This is a genomic window from uncultured Ferrimonas sp. (genome assembly GCF_947489035.1).
GTDB lineage: Bacteria > Pseudomonadota > Gammaproteobacteria > Enterobacterales > Shewanellaceae > Ferrimonas.
Map to the genome: position 1 here is coordinate 27,607 of NZ_CANLCI010000030.1, position 15,977 is coordinate 43,583.

At 56.0% G+C, this 15,977-nt stretch carries 14 protein-coding genes; 7 read left to right on the plus strand and 7 right to left on the minus strand.

The window, feature by feature from the left end; all coding sequences use genetic code 11:
* Positions 1–29: 29 nt before the first annotated feature.
* Together Q0796_RS15440 and Q0796_RS15445 are read right to left on the minus strand one after the other, a co-directional pair.
* The gene (locus tag Q0796_RS15440; protein ID WP_298444769.1) at positions 30–566 is read right to left on the minus strand and encodes a hypothetical protein; all 537 of its coding nucleotides are present in this window, start codon (positions 564–566) and stop codon (positions 30–32) included.
* Complete coding sequence (locus Q0796_RS15445) at positions 563–1,615, minus strand: hypothetical protein (protein ID WP_298444772.1); 1,053 nt, start codon at positions 1,613–1,615, stop codon at positions 563–565. Before Q0796_RS15445 ends, Q0796_RS15440 begins: the two co-directional genes overlap by 4 nt.
* Positions 1,616–1,948: 333 nt before the next feature.
* On the opposite strand from Q0796_RS15445, the gene Q0796_RS15450 reads away from it, so the two are divergent.
* On the plus strand, positions 1,949–2,773 hold the full coding sequence (locus Q0796_RS15450; RefSeq protein ID WP_298444774.1) for a hypothetical protein: 825 nt from the start codon (positions 1,949–1,951) through the stop codon (positions 2,771–2,773).
* A 113-nt stretch (positions 2,774–2,886) separates the two neighbouring features.
* On the opposite strand, the gene Q0796_RS15455 is transcribed toward Q0796_RS15450, so the two are convergent.
* The 5 genes from Q0796_RS15455 to ettA form a co-directional block, all read right to left on the minus strand.
* Positions 2,887–3,462 (minus strand): PepSY-associated TM helix domain-containing protein, encoded by a 576-nt coding sequence (locus tag Q0796_RS15455; RefSeq protein ID WP_298444775.1) that lies wholly within the window; start codon positions 3,460–3,462, stop codon positions 2,887–2,889.
* A complete protein-coding gene (locus Q0796_RS15460) occupies positions 3,455–3,913 on the minus strand; it encodes a DUF4920 domain-containing protein (RefSeq protein ID WP_298444777.1) in 459 nt (152 codons plus the stop codon). Before Q0796_RS15460 ends, Q0796_RS15455 begins: the two co-directional genes overlap by 8 nt.
* Before the next feature lie 234 nt (positions 3,914–4,147).
* Positions 4,148–4,951 (minus strand): GIY-YIG nuclease family protein, encoded by an 804-nt coding sequence (locus Q0796_RS15465; RefSeq protein WP_298444779.1) that lies wholly within the window; start codon positions 4,949–4,951, stop codon positions 4,148–4,150.
* Between the two features lie 343 nt (positions 4,952–5,294).
* Positions 5,295–5,639, minus strand: coding sequence for an antibiotic biosynthesis monooxygenase (locus Q0796_RS15470; RefSeq protein ID WP_298444781.1), 345 nt, complete (start codon positions 5,637–5,639; stop codon positions 5,295–5,297).
* A 914-nt stretch (positions 5,640–6,553) separates the two neighbouring features.
* A complete protein-coding gene (gene ettA / locus Q0796_RS15475) occupies positions 6,554–8,218 on the minus strand; it encodes an energy-dependent translational throttle protein EttA (protein WP_298444782.1) in 1,665 nt (554 codons plus the stop codon).
* 316 nt (positions 8,219–8,534) lie between these two features.
* Between ettA and Q0796_RS15480 the strand changes: the two genes are divergently transcribed.
* The 6 genes from Q0796_RS15480 (at position 8,535) to ribBA (ending at position 15,887) form a co-directional block, all read left to right on the plus strand.
* Positions 8,535–10,682, plus strand: coding sequence for a TonB-dependent hemoglobin/transferrin/lactoferrin family receptor (locus Q0796_RS15480; protein WP_298444783.1), 2,148 nt, complete (start codon positions 8,535–8,537; stop codon positions 10,680–10,682).
* 471 nt (positions 10,683–11,153) lie between these two features.
* A complete protein-coding gene (glyA, locus tag Q0796_RS15485; protein ID WP_298444785.1) occupies positions 11,154–12,410 on the plus strand; it encodes a serine hydroxymethyltransferase in 1,257 nt (418 codons plus the stop codon).
* A gap of 133 nt (positions 12,411–12,543) precedes the next feature.
* Positions 12,544–12,996, plus strand: coding sequence for a transcriptional regulator NrdR (nrdR, locus tag Q0796_RS15490; RefSeq protein WP_298444787.1), 453 nt, complete (start codon positions 12,544–12,546; stop codon positions 12,994–12,996).
* Positions 12,996–14,111 carry a bifunctional diaminohydroxyphosphoribosylaminopyrimidine deaminase/5-amino-6-(5-phosphoribosylamino)uracil reductase RibD gene (gene ribD, locus Q0796_RS15495; RefSeq protein WP_298444789.1) on the plus strand — a complete coding sequence of 372 codons (1,116 nt, stop codon included), beginning with the start codon at positions 12,996–12,998 and terminating at the stop codon, positions 14,109–14,111. The genes nrdR and ribD overlap by 1 nt, the downstream gene beginning before the upstream one ends.
* The gene (locus tag Q0796_RS15500; protein WP_298444790.1) at positions 14,112–14,768 is read left to right on the plus strand and encodes a riboflavin synthase; all 657 of its coding nucleotides are present in this window, start codon (positions 14,112–14,114) and stop codon (positions 14,766–14,768) included.
* 15 nt (positions 14,769–14,783) lie between these two features.
* The gene (ribBA, locus tag Q0796_RS15505; protein WP_298444792.1) at positions 14,784–15,887 is read left to right on the plus strand and encodes a bifunctional 3,4-dihydroxy-2-butanone-4-phosphate synthase/GTP cyclohydrolase II; all 1,104 of its coding nucleotides are present in this window, start codon (positions 14,784–14,786) and stop codon (positions 15,885–15,887) included.
* Positions 15,888–15,977 lie beyond the last annotated feature (90 nt).

Here is a 15,977-nt window from a genome sequence, read left to right on the forward strand (position 1 = left end):
TTAAACGGGGCAAGCCGACGCTGGCCGGATCAATTAAGGGCATACACCAAGCAGGCTAACTGCGCCTGCATCATGTTGTCGGCGGCTTGGGTCAGTTCTGTTAAGCGCGGGCAGTGGCTGCGATTTTGGCGGCGCAGTGCGCGCACTTGAGTGAGCAGCATCTCTAGGCTTTTGTGTTGGCTTTTCAGTTGCAGCAGCAATTGCGCGGCCTGCTGTTGGCGGTTGTCGATGCAGTTTTGCACCACGCGTGAGCGTTGCTGTTGCTCCATCTGCCACAGGTTTTGGTCGATCTCTAAGGCTTTGCTGGCGTTCCGCAGTTGATGCTCTAACGACCGTTTTTGCGCCTGCAATTGTTGGGTGATCTCCCGTGCGCGCTGCAGCTTGCAGTAAGAGTTAATGGCGTCGGCCACCGAAATGGCGGCATCGACCCACACGGCCACGGGGTTAACCCCTTTGGCGCCCACCCGCACCAGCTGCACAGCGGTTTTGCCATTTTTCATCATGCGCATTTGCCGGGCGGAGCCGATATCGAGCTGATTAAATTGAAATAGATCGACGGTTTTCATGATTGCGGCTCAGGGCTAGATGGGGCGATAGGCTCGGCTTGAGCTAACAGGGCTTGCAACAGCGTGTTGCGGCCAAGGATCACCGCCCGGCACGCTTGGGTTAGCGAAACGTGCTGGCTGAGCAACGGCGAGGTGGCTGGGGGTTGGGGTTGCCAGTCGGCCAGCGCATGCAGTTGCGCGGTTGGCCAGTGCAGATCCTGCTTGCGAGAGACCGATTCGGTTACGTTGCTGAGCGGCGTGGCCGACACTAAACAGAAGTCCTGCGTAAAGGGCGGCTGCGGTGGCAGTTGCGCGGCCAGCAAGGGCGGCACCTGATACTCGATGCGGCAGCGGATCAGCGGCAATTGCACGGTGTAGCCATACCAATGCTCGGTTTCCAGTGGCGTGCCTTGGGGCAGGGTCACTTCGCGGTAAAGTGGGTTGATTTGATCGCCATCAACGCTTAACTGGAACTGCCACGCGTGGCGCTGGCTGTCGATAATCGCCTGTTGTTGCGGCCACAGTTGGCCGATGAAATCGACAAACTTGGTGCCGTCGTCGTCGCTTAACTTGCGCGTAAGTCGACGAGTTTGCTGCACCTTTTGTACGTTCCAATCGCGTTCAAATTCCGGCACCACCACCGCGGTGTCAGGCGTTGGCTGCTGCAGTTGCTGTGCATCCATGCAGCAGAACAAAGCGCCCATGCTGTCTATCGCGTCCAGATACAGCGGTTGGCTTTGGCCATTCAGGGCGGCTGCCTGTGCCATTTCAAGCCCCATTTCGGTTAAACATTGCCGATCTAAATCGAACCAACCCAAACTTTCTAGCCGAGTCAAAATGGGCTCTAGATGGGAATCGGTTAGGGCGGTGATGGTTTTGATGTGGTGCAGGGTGGTGCCGTCGGTGGCTAAGGCTTGCAGCACAAATTGCGATACCGTGCCGAGCGCCGACAACAGCTGATGTTGCAAGGTAAGCTGGTAACGCCGAATGGGCAGTTGCACGCTTAGCGGGGCAGGTAAAGTTGCCGGTGAATTCATATTTGGAGGCGCGGCCTGTGCAATTTTGTCCATTAAATCAATCCTACCATAGCAACGGCTGACCATCTTGTGATGGCGGATCGGTTCTTGCCTGCAAAATATACATGTCGCTTTTTGGCGCGGATCCCCAGTAGACGGCGGTTATCACCGGCCACGGCATCGCTGGAAGACTGCAGGGCGAGAAGGCCCAAATGACCGGTTTTTTTTTCGGGCTATCGTCGCCAGTGTTTGCTGTTGCCAAAGGCAATAAATGCCGTGGTTTTATTTGCTTTTATTATCCATTTAGAACATTTGCACTAGATGTTAACAGTTTGAGTTGCCGTTGAATTTTCATCCGTTAAAGTAGGCCAGTTCAGGGAGGAATATATGGTTCGATTGGGATTGGCTTTACTGCTATTGAGCAGCATGGCTCAGGCGGCGGTGCCCTTAGTGCATTGCGATGGTTGCGCCTTGGCCAAACTGAAACAGTTTAAACAGCATAAGCCGCAGGCCGAGCAAGCGTTGGTGTTGGATCTGCAGCAGCCGCTATTAGCGCACTACCGTTTTGCGGCTCAAGACCATGGGATTGGCCAGCTGAGCACCAAAGTGGCGCAGCCTTTGCCAGCCAAGCTGCGGGTCAGTTTTAAGCAAGCGATACAATCGCGGCAGCAGTTGCAGCGGCAGCTCAAGCAGTTAACCAAAAACGGCGCCATCGCCACCAGCACCTTACGTAACCCGCCGCAGGACGTGTTCACGCTGATCAGCGACAGCCGCGCGCGGCAGCGTTTATGCCAGCAGTTGGCCAGTCAACTGCCCAGCTACGCCAGCGCCCAAGTGGATTGGCAACTGCTGCAACAGCAAGGCCGCGCTTACCACCAAGACTTGCAGCTGCCGTTAAACCTGCTTACGCAGGGGATGGAGCTGCGGGTGCGCTTTAACGACAATTCTTGGGCGCAGTTAGAGCTGACCCCAGCCAATAACAGCTGTGCGGTCTTCACCGCGATGGATCAGCAGTTTAATGAGATCCCAATGCCCGGCGCGATGCTCGGCGGCGTGTACGACATTAAAAACGGCCCCCATTGGCAGCAGTGGCGCCGTTACATTGACCACCATTGGCAGGCCAAATTGGTTGAGCGCAGCAACGTCGCGCAGCCACAACAGATGCGCTGCAAACGCCGCAGCAAGCCCAAGTGGCAGTGCGATTATCAGTAACAAAATCGCGCCCTCGGCTTGGTGATTGCGCCAGACTGGCTCGGCCGTTGACCGTACAATAACCAAGCCCGCATACGGATATGCGGGCTTGCTGTGGGTAGCGGCTTGGGGGGCTAGATCAGCAAAAACAGAATTGGGATAACCACCCCAGCGCTGATCAACAGCAGCGATTTAGGCCGCTTGGGGCCATGCTTGCCCTTAACCATAAACAGCGCCGACAGCGCCAAGAAGATCAGCAAAGCGGCGAACATGTCAGAGAAATAGACCCAAGCGTTGCGGGTTTCATTCAGGTGCAGTCGATTCAGCGCCTGCAGGATCGGCCGTGGTTCGATTTGCTCAATCGCCAGTTGATGATTCTGGGTATCGAGGATTAGATTGCTGCCCCCTTCCAAAAACAGCTGATAGCGCTTTGGCGACAACCACACTGACGACCGCACGGGGGCAGTCAACTGCGCTTGGGTAAGCAGCTGCTGGTTGATCTGCTGATCGCTTAGCTGCAGCCACGGCGCTGGGGTAACGCTAAGCTGGGAATGCGCTACCGCGTAGTTGGGGTTCCAATCCGCCATGTGATTCACCGCAATGCCGCTGATGGCGAACACCAGCGCAAAACCGATGCACAGATAGCCCACATCGCGGTGCAGCTGGCGGTTTAAGCGGTACCAATTGATCCGCTTAAACGCCTTAATCAAGGATCTTCACTCCGGTAGGCACCAGCTGGTAGGCGGTGTGCGCCTTGGTCACCGAGGCCGGATCAAAGGCGTCGCCATTGGCTTCGGCTTGGCGCGCGCGCATGGCAATGGTTTGCTCAAGGCTGTAAGGGATCGCCTGCAAGGTGCCGGTGGCTAACGCTTGGCGCCCTTTCGCGCTTAACGGAAACACCATCTCGCCATCTTTTACTTTAACCCGCAGATCTTGAAAGCGTTGATCCGACGCCAGCGTCAACCAGCAGCCGCGCTTAGAGCACACCGAAACAATGGTGCCTTCAATGGTAACCGGCTGTTCCAGATAGTTTTGCGGCGTGGCCAAAATGGTGGAAACCTTGGTCAGCAGCTGTGGCTGTACCGGCTGGCCAAACTCCAACTCGGCCGCAAAGGCGCTGCTGCTTAGTAACAGTGCCGCACTTAATAGGGTTTTTAGCATCGGGGTAGTCTCTTTCCTTGGGCGTGTTCGGGCGCTCACTTTACCTGAAACGAAAATCGTTATCATCTGTGTAACCTCAGCCTTAACGCTGAATCGAGGGTTGATCACAGCGGCTTAATGTTGCTGCCACCCTGTCAGTGCCGTTTTTAGTCGCTTAACCGGTGAAACCTCAGCGCCGTGGCTTCCCCCTAAGTGCCGCTCGTCCCACGCTGGGTTCAGTCTAGGCCAGCCACTTTAATTCTTGTTGTAGCCAAACTGGCGGGTTTTCAGGGTGTTCTTCCACCAGCTTTCGCGGTTTAGGATCATCTTATCGTCGGTGGTGGATTTGAAGATCTCAAGAATGCTGTATTCAAAATGGCTTTGAATGTGCTCAAACGGCAGCGGCTTTAGCCCTTGGTTTTGGCCGTGACCGGTGTTGACGTAAGCCTGCCAACGGCCTAACAGCATGTGCTCGCCGCTGGCGGAGCCAACGTACATCTTGCCGTTGCTGGTGTCGGTGATCAGGTACACCGCTTTCTGGTTTTGCAGCGCGGTTTTCCAGTTCTCTTTTTGCACCACCGCCGCCAGATCCCGCCACGACAGCCGCACGTTGTCGTAACCGGGGAACCGATCGTTACCAAAGTCGTCGGCTAAGATCTGCGCCACCTTACAGTCGCCAATCACCGATCCCGCCTTGCGGATCATCGCTTGCGATTTGTTCTTAAATTCAATCACCAAGCGGCCACAGTATTTGTCGTACTGCGGCAGCGACTCGTATTGATAGCCGACCCCATCCAGCACGTTCAGATCTTGGGTTACGCGGCCAACGTGAAACAGCAAAAAGCGGTTGCCCTCAATCTTGAGGAAGCCCACGGTGATCTGCCCGACCTTGTAGGATTTCTTGGTTTTGTAGTTCCAATAGTGGCCATCCAACAAGGTGGACAGATCCTGCTGCTTGTAGATGTCGGTGGGGCTCCAGTTGCCGCCAAACATCAAGTTAAAGCGGATCTTGACGTTATCTAGGTCGTCAAAGCGCAGTATGTCGTTTAGGTAGATCATCGGGTTCCTGCAAGGGCGGGGAGTGCTGCGTTTAGTGTATCGCAGCAGCACGGTAACTTGGGCGACAATTGCTCGCCGCAGCTCACGTTTGCCGCAGTTGCCGATGGCTTGTTGCAGTTGTTCGCAATCGTTCGATTACGCCTGCGGCGAATCAAACCTACGGCCATTGGTGTGCCACGGGCTTATAGCGAGCGGCAAAAGGTAGGTCACGTTAGCCGCTGTTTGGCGTAACGTGACAATGTCTGTCGTTATTTCGCAATGGTTCGATTACGCCTGCGGCTAATCAAACCTACGGGCTGTCACTCGATGAGGGCGCGGCTAAATGGGTTGTCCGGCCAAATTTCTAACCGTGTACCGCAACGCTATCCTTTGGTGCTTCACCCCGATTATCCATGCCATAGTCTCGGATTACGCCAGCAACCCTTAACCTGTAGTTTTCAAATACCCCACCACGCCCTTTGGATTGTGCAAAGCGATGGGACTCTAAACTGCGCCACTCTTGGATGGACGCTTCATCTCGCCAAAATGACAACGACAACATCTTGCCTTCATTAGACAAACTCTGAAAACGCTCAATAGATATGAAACCGTCAATTTCAGACAGCAATGGTTTGATTTTATTAGCAATGTCCAAATGTTGTGCGGTCTTACCCTCAGCAACTTGAACCTCAAAAATTACAGCAATCATATTTCACCCAGTAACCATGCAAACAGGTTGTATCTTAACGGTTGGTGATAAAAATTCATGACGAAATCACCATAACCATCAGCAAAAACGTAGGTCACGTTAGCCGCTCTTTGGCGTAACGTGACATGCCCATTGGCTCGCCATCGTTCGATTACGCCTGTGGCTAATCAAACCTACGGCGGTTCGTAAATTCATGACGAACGGCAATAAATGGCCAATCACCATAACCATCAGCAAAAACGTAGGTCACGTTAGCCGCTCTTTGGCGTAACGTGACAATGCTCATTGGCTCGCCATTGTTCGATTACGCCTGCGGCTAATCAAACTTACGGTCTGTATTTTGGGGCTAAACAATGTGAGAGCAACACCGCTTATGCTCTACCGCCGCATTGGAGGTGCCCAGCGCAGCGTTTTGGGCGCCGACCTAAGGCGAAGGGATTCCAAAGGGCAGCGCCCTTTGGGTGCCGTCGCCACCGCGACCTAACCCCCGCGCAATCCACGCCAAAGGCACACGCCGCAGGCGCAACGCCAGTAATCGTAGGTCGGGGGTTATCCCGACAAATAGCACAACCGACCGCTGCAATCTCTGTACCCCAAAACACCCTCGTCGGCATCAATGCCGAGCTACCACCAATTCACCGCCCGCGCTTGTTCCTGCGCCGCATCCGCAACTGTGGCTGCTCACGAGCAGCCCTACTCCTTGACCTTGCGGCCAACGCTTTTGATTTTGCTCTACCGCCGCCACCGCGACATAACCCAGTGCAAGCCACGCCAAAGGCACACGCCGCAGGCGGCAATGCCTCTCTCGCATTCAATGCCGACCTACAACAGCAGCCGCAAAACACCCGCCCACAAAAAAGCCGCACTGTTCAGTGCGGCTTCTGGCATTGCGACAAACGCCATCAACGAAACGATCAGCTGATGCGCTTGTACTTAACGCGGTGCGGCTCGGTGATGTCGATGCCTTGCTCTTTCTTCATCCAGTCAGCGTATTCTTGGAAGTTGCCTTCAAAGAAGTTGTGCTTGCCTTCGTCGCGGTAATCCAGAATGTGAGTGGCAACGCGGTCGAGGAACCAACGGTCGTGCGAGATCACCATGGCACAGCCAGGGAAGTCCAGCAGGGCGTTTTCCAGCGCGCGCAGGGTTTCGATGTCCAAGTCGTTGGTTGGCTCATCCAACAGCAGCAAGTTGCCGCCGGTTTGCAGCAGCTTGGCAAGGTGCAAGCGGCCACGTTCACCACCGGACAGTTCGCCCACGCGCTTCTGCTGATCGCTGCCTTTAAAGTTAAAGCGCGATACGTAAGCGCGAGAAGGGATCTCGAAGCTGCCGATCTTCATGATGTCTTGACCGCCAGACACTTCGTCAAACACGGTTTTTGAATCGTCCATGTCATCGCGGAACTGATCCACCGAGGCGATCTTAACGGTGTCGCCCAAGGTGATGGAGCCGGAATCTGGCTGCTCTTGGCCGCTCATCATGCGGAACAGGGTGGATTTACCGGCACCGTTCGAACCGATGATGCCAACAATGGCGCCCTTAGGCACCGAGAACGACAAATCATCAATCAGCACGCGGCCGTCGTAGGATTTGGTCAGGTTTTCGATGTCCACCACTTTGTCGCCCAGACGTGGTCCTGGCGGGATAAACAGCTCGTTGGTTTCGTTACGCTTCTGGTATTCAGCAGTGTTCAGCTCGTCAAAGCGGGCCATACGGGCTTTGGATTTGGCTTGGCGACCTTTTGGATTCTGGCGAACCCACTCCAACTCTTTCTGGATCGACTTCTGGCGGGCTTTCTCTTGCGAGGCTTCCTGCTGCAGACGGGCGTCTTTTTGTTCCAGCCAGGAGGAGTAGTTGCCTTCCCATGGAATGCCTTCACCACGGTCCAGTTCTAAGATCCAGCCAGCGGCGTTGTCCAAGAAGTAACGATCGTGGGTAATGGCCACCACGGTGCCTGGGTATTCCACTAAGAAGCGTTCCAGCCACGCCACGGATTCGGCATCCAAGTGGTTGGTTGGTTCGTCCAGAAGCAGCATGTCTGGCTTTTCCAGCAACAGACGACACAGCGCCACACGGCGGCGTTCACCACCGGACAGGTTGCCAATTTTGGCATCCCACGCGGGCAGACGCATGGCATCGGCGGCGCGCTCTAGGGCGTTTTCAAGGTTGTGGCCATCTTTGGCGTTGATGATCGCTTCCAGCTCGCCTTGCTCTTTGGCGAGGGCATCAAAGTCGGCGCCTTCTTCGGCGTACTCAGCGTACACCTCGTCCAGTCGCTTCATTGCACCGGCCACGTCGGCAACGGCTTCTTCAATCGCTTCGCGCACGGTTTGGTTTTCGTCCAGCTTCGGTTCCTGCGGCAGGTAACCGACTTTGGTGCCAGCTTGTGGGCGGGCTTCGCCTTCAAACTCGGTATCAACCCCGGCCATGATCCGCAGCAGGGTGGATTTTCCGGCGCCGTTCAAACCTAATACGCCGATCTTGGCGCCGGGGAAGAACGAGAGGGAGATGTCTTTCAGAATATGACGCTTCGGCGGCACAACTTTGCCAACGCGGAGCATGCTGTAAATGAACTGGGCCATTGTTTTTCGCACTTATTCGCTGAGTTAAAGGCGTAATTTTACCGCAAAAATGCCTTGGCGGGGCAAATTTGCAGTACGGCGCTGTCACCGCGAAAAGATTGCCGTAAGGCTGCATTTGTTAACGGCGAATTATCAGACTGTGGTGCTGGCTTTGCCGCTAGGTTGAGGTGAGTTTTTGCACAGAAAAATGAGAGCTACCGCGCGGTTTTCTTGCTTCAGCTTTGCTACTTTTCGCGCCCTTACCTCACCCAGCTGAGAATGGTTGCTATTTACGGCGGCCGTGATGTTGAGGGCGACTCAGGAATTGATGATGAACATGAAGAAAACTGCACTTGGTTGTGCGGTCGCCGCGGCGCTGTTTGCGCCGATTGGCGCGCAGGCCGAAACCGTACGAGATGATGTTGAAGTTATGGTGATCTCCGCCTCGCGGGTGGAGCAAAACCTGCAACAGGTGGCCGGTGCCGTTAGCGTAATTGACGAAGAAGAGATCGCCCGCAACATGAGCACCGATTTCGCCACGCTGTTCCGCACCAACGCGGCGGTGGATGTGAAAGGCGGTGCCGGTAAATCGTCGTCGGTAACCATTCGGGGCATCGGCGGCAACCGGGTGATGATGGTGAAAGATGGGGTGCGGGTGAACAACCAGTACGCTTCGCCATTGGGCCCCGGCGCTGAAGGCACCGGCCGTGGCTTAACCGAAGTCACCAACCTGAAACAGGTTGAAGTGGTGAAAGCGGCCGCATCAAGCATTTATGGGTCTGATGCGCTGGGCGGCGTGGTGGTGATGACCACCAAAGACGCGGGCGATTACCTGTATGGCGACGATCGCTACTTAAGCGTAAACAGCGGTTTCACCGGCATGAACAACGAATGGTTCACCGGGGTCACGGCGGCGGCGGCCTATGGCGATGTGGAATCGATGATCAGCGTGCAACACCGCGACGGTGAAGAGCAGTCTAATTACGATGATGATATGCCGGATTCGGATCTGCTGACCGACAGCATCACCTTAAAATCCAGCTACCAGTTAAGCGGCGCCACCGAACTGCAGTTGAGCATCGATTACCTGCGTCAGCAGCTGGATCGGTACGAGAGCGTTCGCAACAGTAGCGCCGAGGAAACCGACACTTTCATTGATACCGACCGTACGACCGAAGTATGGAATGGGTCATTGAAAGTTCGCACCAACGCTCAGCACGCCGCCTTTGATACTTCTGAAGTGGTGTTTTACTACGGTTTAACCGATCAGAATGAGTGGCGTGATTACATCGATAGCGACACCGATCTAAACCGCGAATACCGTTTTGAAGAGCAGCGTTATGGTGTTAGCTCTGTTTACACCAAAGCACTGAATAACCATCAGTTGGTTTATGGCTTCGATGTAGAACATTCCAGCATGAGCCGAACCCGAGACTACGTGGTTTTGCAATTTGGTCAGCCGGTTGCAAAGCAGCCTTTTGCCTTCCCAGATACCGACAGTTTACGCAGTGGTGCTTTTATCCAAGATGAGATCACTGTGAGCGATGCGCTCAATGTGATTGCGGCATTGCGTTACGACAACTTCTACAACGATCCTAATGCGGCTCAAGCAGAAGAAGCGGGTAAAGATCCGAAGAACTTCAAAAGCATGAGTGACGACTTCTGGTCGCCAAAGTTGGGTCTGATCTATGGCGTCAGCGACGACGTGAGCGTTTACGCTCAGTACGCTCACGGCTACAAGATGCCAACCCCAGATCAAAAGTGGGGCGAACTGGAAGTGAAAGTCGGCAAGATGCCTTTCCCTGTGCAGGTCAAACCGAATTACGATTTGGAGTCCGAGTCCAGTGACACCATCGAGCTGGGCGTGCGTGGCCAGCATCGTGACACCAACTATGAAATGACCCTGTTCTACACCGAAGCCGATGATTTTATTGAGTGGGAGCCAACCGGTTTCTTAACCTACCAATACACCAACATCGACAAGGTGAAGTTGCGCGGGGTTGAGCTGCAACTGAGCCAGTGGTTGGGACAGGACACCCAGCTGTCCGGCAACGTCGCTTACACCCACGGCAAAGATGGCGACGGCAACTACCTCAACAGCATCAGCCCGCTGCAAGGGGTAGTATCGTTGCAGCAGTTTGCTGAGTTTGGTGCCATGCCTGCAGAGTTCAACTTGGCGGTGCGCTTTGCTGATGATCAAGACAAAGTGACTAAGCAGAAGTTGGTGGAAGGGCCATTTATGGGTCACCTGAACGAGGTTTACACCACCGCCGGTTACGCCGTGGTGGACTTAACCGTGGGGCTGGAACTGAGCGAGTCGTTGAAGCTGCGCGCAGGGGTACACAACCTGCTGGACAAGCAATACACCAACTACACCGATGTGGCGGGGCTGTCTAAAGGCTTAACCGAGATGCTCGGTGGCCGCGACAGCGATTACACCCAGCCGGGTCGTTACGGCAGCGTGAACCTCAACTACGTGTTCTAAGGCGCCCCTTAGCTGCTGCCGCCCTCATGGCGTGCGCGGCGCTAGGTTGCCACTAAAGCCCCTGTTACGGTTCGCGTAACAGGGGCTTTTTCGTGGCGGTGTCTTGGTTACCCACGGTTGGGGGTTGCTGTGGTGAAGGCATTGGCACCTGCGGTGCGATGCCGCAACGTTGCTTTTAAGTGGTTAGGTCGCGGTGGCGACGGCACACTCGCTCGTAGAAAAGAGGGGGGATAAATCCCCTTTGGGATCCCCACTGCCTTAAGCACAGCGTCACTTTCGCGCCTTGCCCGCCGCTGGGCGATCCCAGCAATAACCGATACGCCAAAGCAACTCATCCGTTACCTCAAACGCAGCGTTTTTATATGGTGAACAACGTGTTGTTTATTTGCGTCGGTCAAGGCTTGGGTTCCACAGGCTTAGCGAGTAAACTTTCGCGCAACCCTACAAGAACGAAGCGCCACGGAGACAGGTATGCTGGAAAAGAAGATGAACATCGCCGACTTTGACCCAGAGTTATGGACGGCCATGGAGGCGGAGCGGGTTCGCCAAGAAGAACACATCGAGCTGATCGCGTCGGAAAACTACACCAGCCCACGCGTACTGGAAGCACAGGGTTCGCAGCTGACCAATAAGTATGCCGAAGGCTACCCCAACAAGCGTTACTACGGCGGTTGTGAGCACGTTGATGTGTCGGAACAGCTGGCGATCGATCGCGCCTGTGAACTGTTTGGCGCCACTTACGCCAACGTGCAGCCGCACTCTGGTTCTCAAGCCAACGCCGCGGTCTTCATGGCGTTGCTGCAGCCAGGCGATACCGTACTGGGCATGAGCCTCGCCCACGGTGGTCACCTAACCCACGGTTCTTCCGTTTCTTTTTCGGGCAAAATCTACAACGCGGTGCAGTACGGCATCACCCCAGAGTCCGGTGAAATCGATTACGCCGAAGTGCGTCAGTTGGCACTGGAGCACAAGCCGAAGATGCTGATCGCCGGTTTCTCGGCTTACTCTGGCGTTATCGACTGGGCTAAGTTCCGCGAAATTGCCGATGAAGTTGGCGCGTACCTGTTTGTGGATATGGCCCACGTGGCCGGTTTGATTGCCGCAGGGGTGTACCCCAACCCACTGCCGCACGCCCACGTCGTCACCACCACCACCCACAAAACCTTGGCGGGCCCGCGCGGCGGCCTGATTTTGTCGGCCATTGATGATGAAACCATCACCAAGAAGCTGAACTCGGCGGTGTTCCCAGGTGGCCAAGGTGGCCCGTTGTGTCACGTGATTGCCGCCAAAGCGGTGGCCTTTAAAGAAGCGCTGCAGCCAGAATTTAAGATCTACCAACAGCAGGTGGTTACCAACGCCCAAGCGATGGCCGATGTGTTTATGGGGCGTGGCTACGACATCGTTTCCGGTGGCACCCACAACCACTTGTTCTTGCTGGATCTGATCAGCAAAGACATTACCGGTAAAGACGCCGATGCGGCGCTGGGCCGTGCCAACATCACCGTCAATAAGAACTCGGTGCCGAACGATCCACGCAGCCCATTTGTGACCTCGGGCCTGCGTATTGGTACTCCGGCGTTAACCCGTCGTGGCTTGGGCGAATCCGAAGCGCGCGAGCTGACCGGCTGGATCTGCGACATTTTAGATAACTTTGGCGACGCGGCGGTTGAAGAGCGGGTGAAGGCACAGGTGCTTGAGCTGTGCGCTCGCTTCCCTGTTTACGCGTGATCTAACCCCGAATGCTGCCCAAAAGCCCGCAATATTGCGGGCTTTTTTTGGATCGGCCGACTTACCACCACGGCCAAAATTCGGTATTCTTGCCAGTTAATTTATTTCCACATTTCCAATAACCGGAGGGATCATGCACTGCCCATTCTGTGCTGCTAACGATACTAAAGTTATCGATTCCCGGTTGGTTGCTGATGGCCATCAAGTGCGCCGTCGTCGTGAATGCCTAACCTGTCATGAACGTTACACTACCTTTGAAACCGCCGAGCTGGTGATGCCTCGTGTGATCAAACAAGATGGCGCCCGCCAACCGTTTGATGAGGAGAAGCTGCGTCGGGGGATTCAGCGGGCGTTGGAAAAGCGCCCAGTAGGCGCAGATCAAATCGAGCAGGCTATCTCGAAGATTAAATCCGCAATGCGCGCCACCGGCGAACGCGAAGTGGGCTCAGATCTGTTGGGCAACTTGGTGATGGAACAACTGCTTACACTGGATAAGGTGGCCTACATCCGTTTTGCTTCGGTGTACCGCTCCTTTGATGATTTGGCTCAGTTTGGCGAAGTGATCGCCAGTTTGGACAAACGCTAATGTTCTCTGAAATCGATGCACGCCACATGACCCGCGCGCTGAAGCTGGCTGCTCGTGGCTTGCTGACCACCCGCCCTAACCCACGGGTTGGCTGCGTGATTGTCAATGATGGCCAGGTGGTGGGCGAAGGTGCCCACTTAAAAGCGGGCGAGCCCCATGCTGAAGTGCATGCCTTGCGCGCCGCTGGCGACGCCGCCCGTGGTGCCACCGCCTACGTTACCCTTGAGCCCTGCAGCCACTATGGCCGCACCCCGCCGTGCGCGGAAGCGTTAATCAACGCCGGCGTGGCTCGGGTCGTGGCGGCGATGGTGGATCCCAACCCGCAAGTGGCAGGCCGTGGCTTAAAGATGCTGCAAGACGCGGGCATCGAGGTGCAGCACGGCTTGCTGCAAGCCGACGCCGAAGCCCTGAATCCGGGCTTTATTAAGCGCATGCGTACCGGTTTCCCGCTGGTGCGGATTAAGATCGCCGCCAGCGTTGATGGCCGCACCGCTTTAGCCAATGGCGCATCGCAGTGGATCACCGGCCCCAAGGCGCGACAAGACGTACAGCGGTTGCGCGCCCAAAGCGACGCCATCATCACCGGCACCGATTCGGTGCTGGCGGACGATCCCAGCATGAACGTGCGCCACGGCGAACTGGGGCACTGGCAAGCGCAGGTGGCCGCCGCCGAGCTGCAACAGCCACTGCGAGTGGTGATTGATGGCCGCAACCGCTTAGCGCCGCCGCTGCAGTTGCTGCAGTGCCCTGGTGACATTCTGCTGGCCAGCACCGGCGAGTACGAATGCGACTGGCCAGCAGCGGTCAGCACGTGGCGCAGCGCCCCTCGCGACGGCAAAGTGGATTTGATCATGCTGATGATGGAGCTGGGCAAACGCGGCATCAACGAAGTGCTAGTGGAAGCCGGTTCCAACTTGGCGGGCGCCTTTATCAGCGCCGAATTGTGGGATGAAATTATTCTTTATCAAGCGCCGAAGCTGATGGGCAACCCCGCCCGTGGCTTGCTTGAGCTGCCCGAATTCACGCGGATGACCGACGCGGTTAGTCTGCAATTTAACGATGTACGTCTTGTCGGCGGCGATCTGCGCCTAACTCTGACGCGACGGGAGAGATAAGTGTTTACCGGAATCATTGAAGCGGTGGGTAGCCTCCGCAAACTGGAAGCCCGCGGTGGTGACTTACGCCTAACCGTAGCCACCGGCAAGTTGCCGCTGGATGACGTGCAGTTGGGCGATTCCATTGCCACCAACGGCGTTTGCTTAACCGTGGTCAGCCAAGGCGCCGATCACTTTGTGGCGGATCTGTCGGCGGAAACCTTAAGCCTAACCAACTTTGGCGGCTTTAGCGTGGGTCAGCGGGTTAACCTCGAGCGCGCCGTTACCCCCAACACCCGTTTGGGTGGGCACTTGGTCAGCGGCCATGTGGATGGCGTGGCCACCGTCGCCAGTCGTGAAGTGCGTGGCCGGGCTATCGAGTTTTGGCTGCAAGCGCCGGCGCAACTGGGCCGCTATCTGCCCCACAAAGGTTCGGTTACGGTGGATGGGGTCAGCCTTACCATCAATGAAGTGGATGGCGCTCGTTTTCGCTTAACCATTGTGCCGCACACCGCGGCCGAAACCACCATTATCGATTTAGCTGTGGGCGATAAAGTGCACCTAGAGGTGGATTTGATCGCTCGCTATTTAGAGAAACTGATGCAGGGCCAGGCTGAAGCGCCGGCAAGCAGCGGTTTGACGCTAGAAACCTTGGCCCGTAGCGGCTTCGTGAAGTAAAAGGAACTGATCACAATGGCGCTGAACAGCATCGAAGAGATTATTGAAGATATCCGTCTGGGCAAAATGGTGATCCTGATGGACGACGAAGATCGCGAGAACGAAGGCGATCTGATCATGGCTGCCGAAGCGGTAACGCCGGAAGCCATCAACTTTATGGCGCGCTACGGCCGTGGCCTTATCTGTATGCCAATGAGTGCCGATCGCTGTGATCAGCTGGGGTTGCATCAGATGGTGAGCCGCAACACCGAGCAGTTTGCGACCGCCTTCACCGTATCGATTGAAGCGGCCAAAGGGGTGACCACTGGGATCTCCGCCTCGGATCGCGCGGTGACCGTGCAAGCGGCCGTTGCCAAAGACGCCAGCCCGGCAGATCTGGTGCAGCCGGGGCACATCTTCCCACTGCGCGCCAAAGACGGCGGCGTGCTCAACCGCGCTGGCCACACCGAAGCGTCGGTGGATCTGGCGCGTTTGGCTGGGTTTGAATCCGCTGCGGTGATTGTTGAGATCCTAAACGAAGACGGCACCATGGCCCGTCGCCCAGAGCTGGAAGAGTTTGCGGCCGAGCACGACATGAAAGTGGGCACCATTGCCGATTTGATTGAGTACCGCAACCACAACGAAACCACCATCGTGAAAGAGAGCCAGTGCACCTTGCCGACCAAACACGGCGAGTTTGAACTGACCCTGTACCGCGACACCATCGACAACCAACGCCACGTGGCGCTGGTGAAAGGCGAGATTGGCGACGAAACCTTGGTGCGGGTGCACCTAGGCGATCCGCTGCGTGACTTGCTGGGCGCCAGCCATAAAGGCGAAACCACTTGGCCGATTGAGCAAGCGATGGCCAAAATTGCCGCCGAAGGTGGGGTGGTGGTGCTGGTTGGGCGCGAACATCAAGAGCAAGACATGCTGGAACAGATTGAAGCGTTAGCCCGCAGCCAAAGCGGCACCGAGATCGGCCAGCGTCCGGCGTTTGAAGCGCCGCGCACCGTGGGCGTTGGCTCACAAATTTTGGCGGATCTGGGCGTGACTAAGATGCGCTTACTGTCGGGTCAGAAGCGTTATCACTCGCTCTCTGGCTTTGGCTTAGAAGTCGTGGAATACATTCACCAATAACATCGCAAAACCGGCGGCTGTTATCGCCGCCGATTGTGCTATTATACGGCCACTTTTTTGCCCATCACTGGGCGTTAAGAACAGAAAATG

What these genes read in the sequence shown, in the direction of transcription:
- Q0796_RS15440 (WP_298444769.1), bottom strand. Translation starts at nt 566, where the DNA reads ATGAAAACCGTCGATCTATTTCAATTTAATCAGCTCGATATCGGCTCC.
- Q0796_RS15445 (WP_298444772.1), bottom strand. Translation starts at nt 1,615, where the DNA reads ATGGACAAAATTGCACAGGCCGCGCCTCCAAATATGAATTCACCGGCA.
- Q0796_RS15450 (WP_298444774.1), top strand. Translation starts at nt 1,949, where the DNA reads ATGGTTCGATTGGGATTGGCTTTACTGCTATTGAGCAGCATGGCTCAG.
- Q0796_RS15460 (WP_298444777.1), bottom strand. Translation starts at nt 3,913, where the DNA reads ATGCTAAAAACCCTATTAAGTGCGGCACTGTTACTAAGCAGCAGCGCC.
- Q0796_RS15465 (WP_298444779.1), bottom strand. Translation starts at nt 4,951, where the DNA reads ATGATCTACCTAAACGACATACTGCGCTTTGACGACCTAGATAACGTC.
- Q0796_RS15470 (WP_298444781.1), bottom strand. Translation starts at nt 5,639, where the DNA reads ATGATTGCTGTAATTTTTGAGGTTCAAGTTGCTGAGGGTAAGACCGCA.
- ettA (WP_298444782.1), bottom strand. Translation starts at nt 8,218, where the DNA reads ATGGCCCAGTTCATTTACAGCATGCTCCGCGTTGGCAAAGTTGTGCCG.
- Q0796_RS15480 (WP_298444783.1), top strand. Translation starts at nt 8,535, where the DNA reads ATGAAGAAAACTGCACTTGGTTGTGCGGTCGCCGCGGCGCTGTTTGCG.
- glyA (WP_298444785.1), top strand. Translation starts at nt 11,154, where the DNA reads ATGCTGGAAAAGAAGATGAACATCGCCGACTTTGACCCAGAGTTATGG.
- nrdR (WP_298444787.1), top strand. Translation starts at nt 12,544, where the DNA reads ATGCACTGCCCATTCTGTGCTGCTAACGATACTAAAGTTATCGATTCC.
- ribD (WP_298444789.1), top strand. Translation starts at nt 12,996, where the DNA reads ATGTTCTCTGAAATCGATGCACGCCACATGACCCGCGCGCTGAAGCTG.
- ribBA (WP_298444792.1), top strand. Translation starts at nt 14,784, where the DNA reads ATGGCGCTGAACAGCATCGAAGAGATTATTGAAGATATCCGTCTGGGC.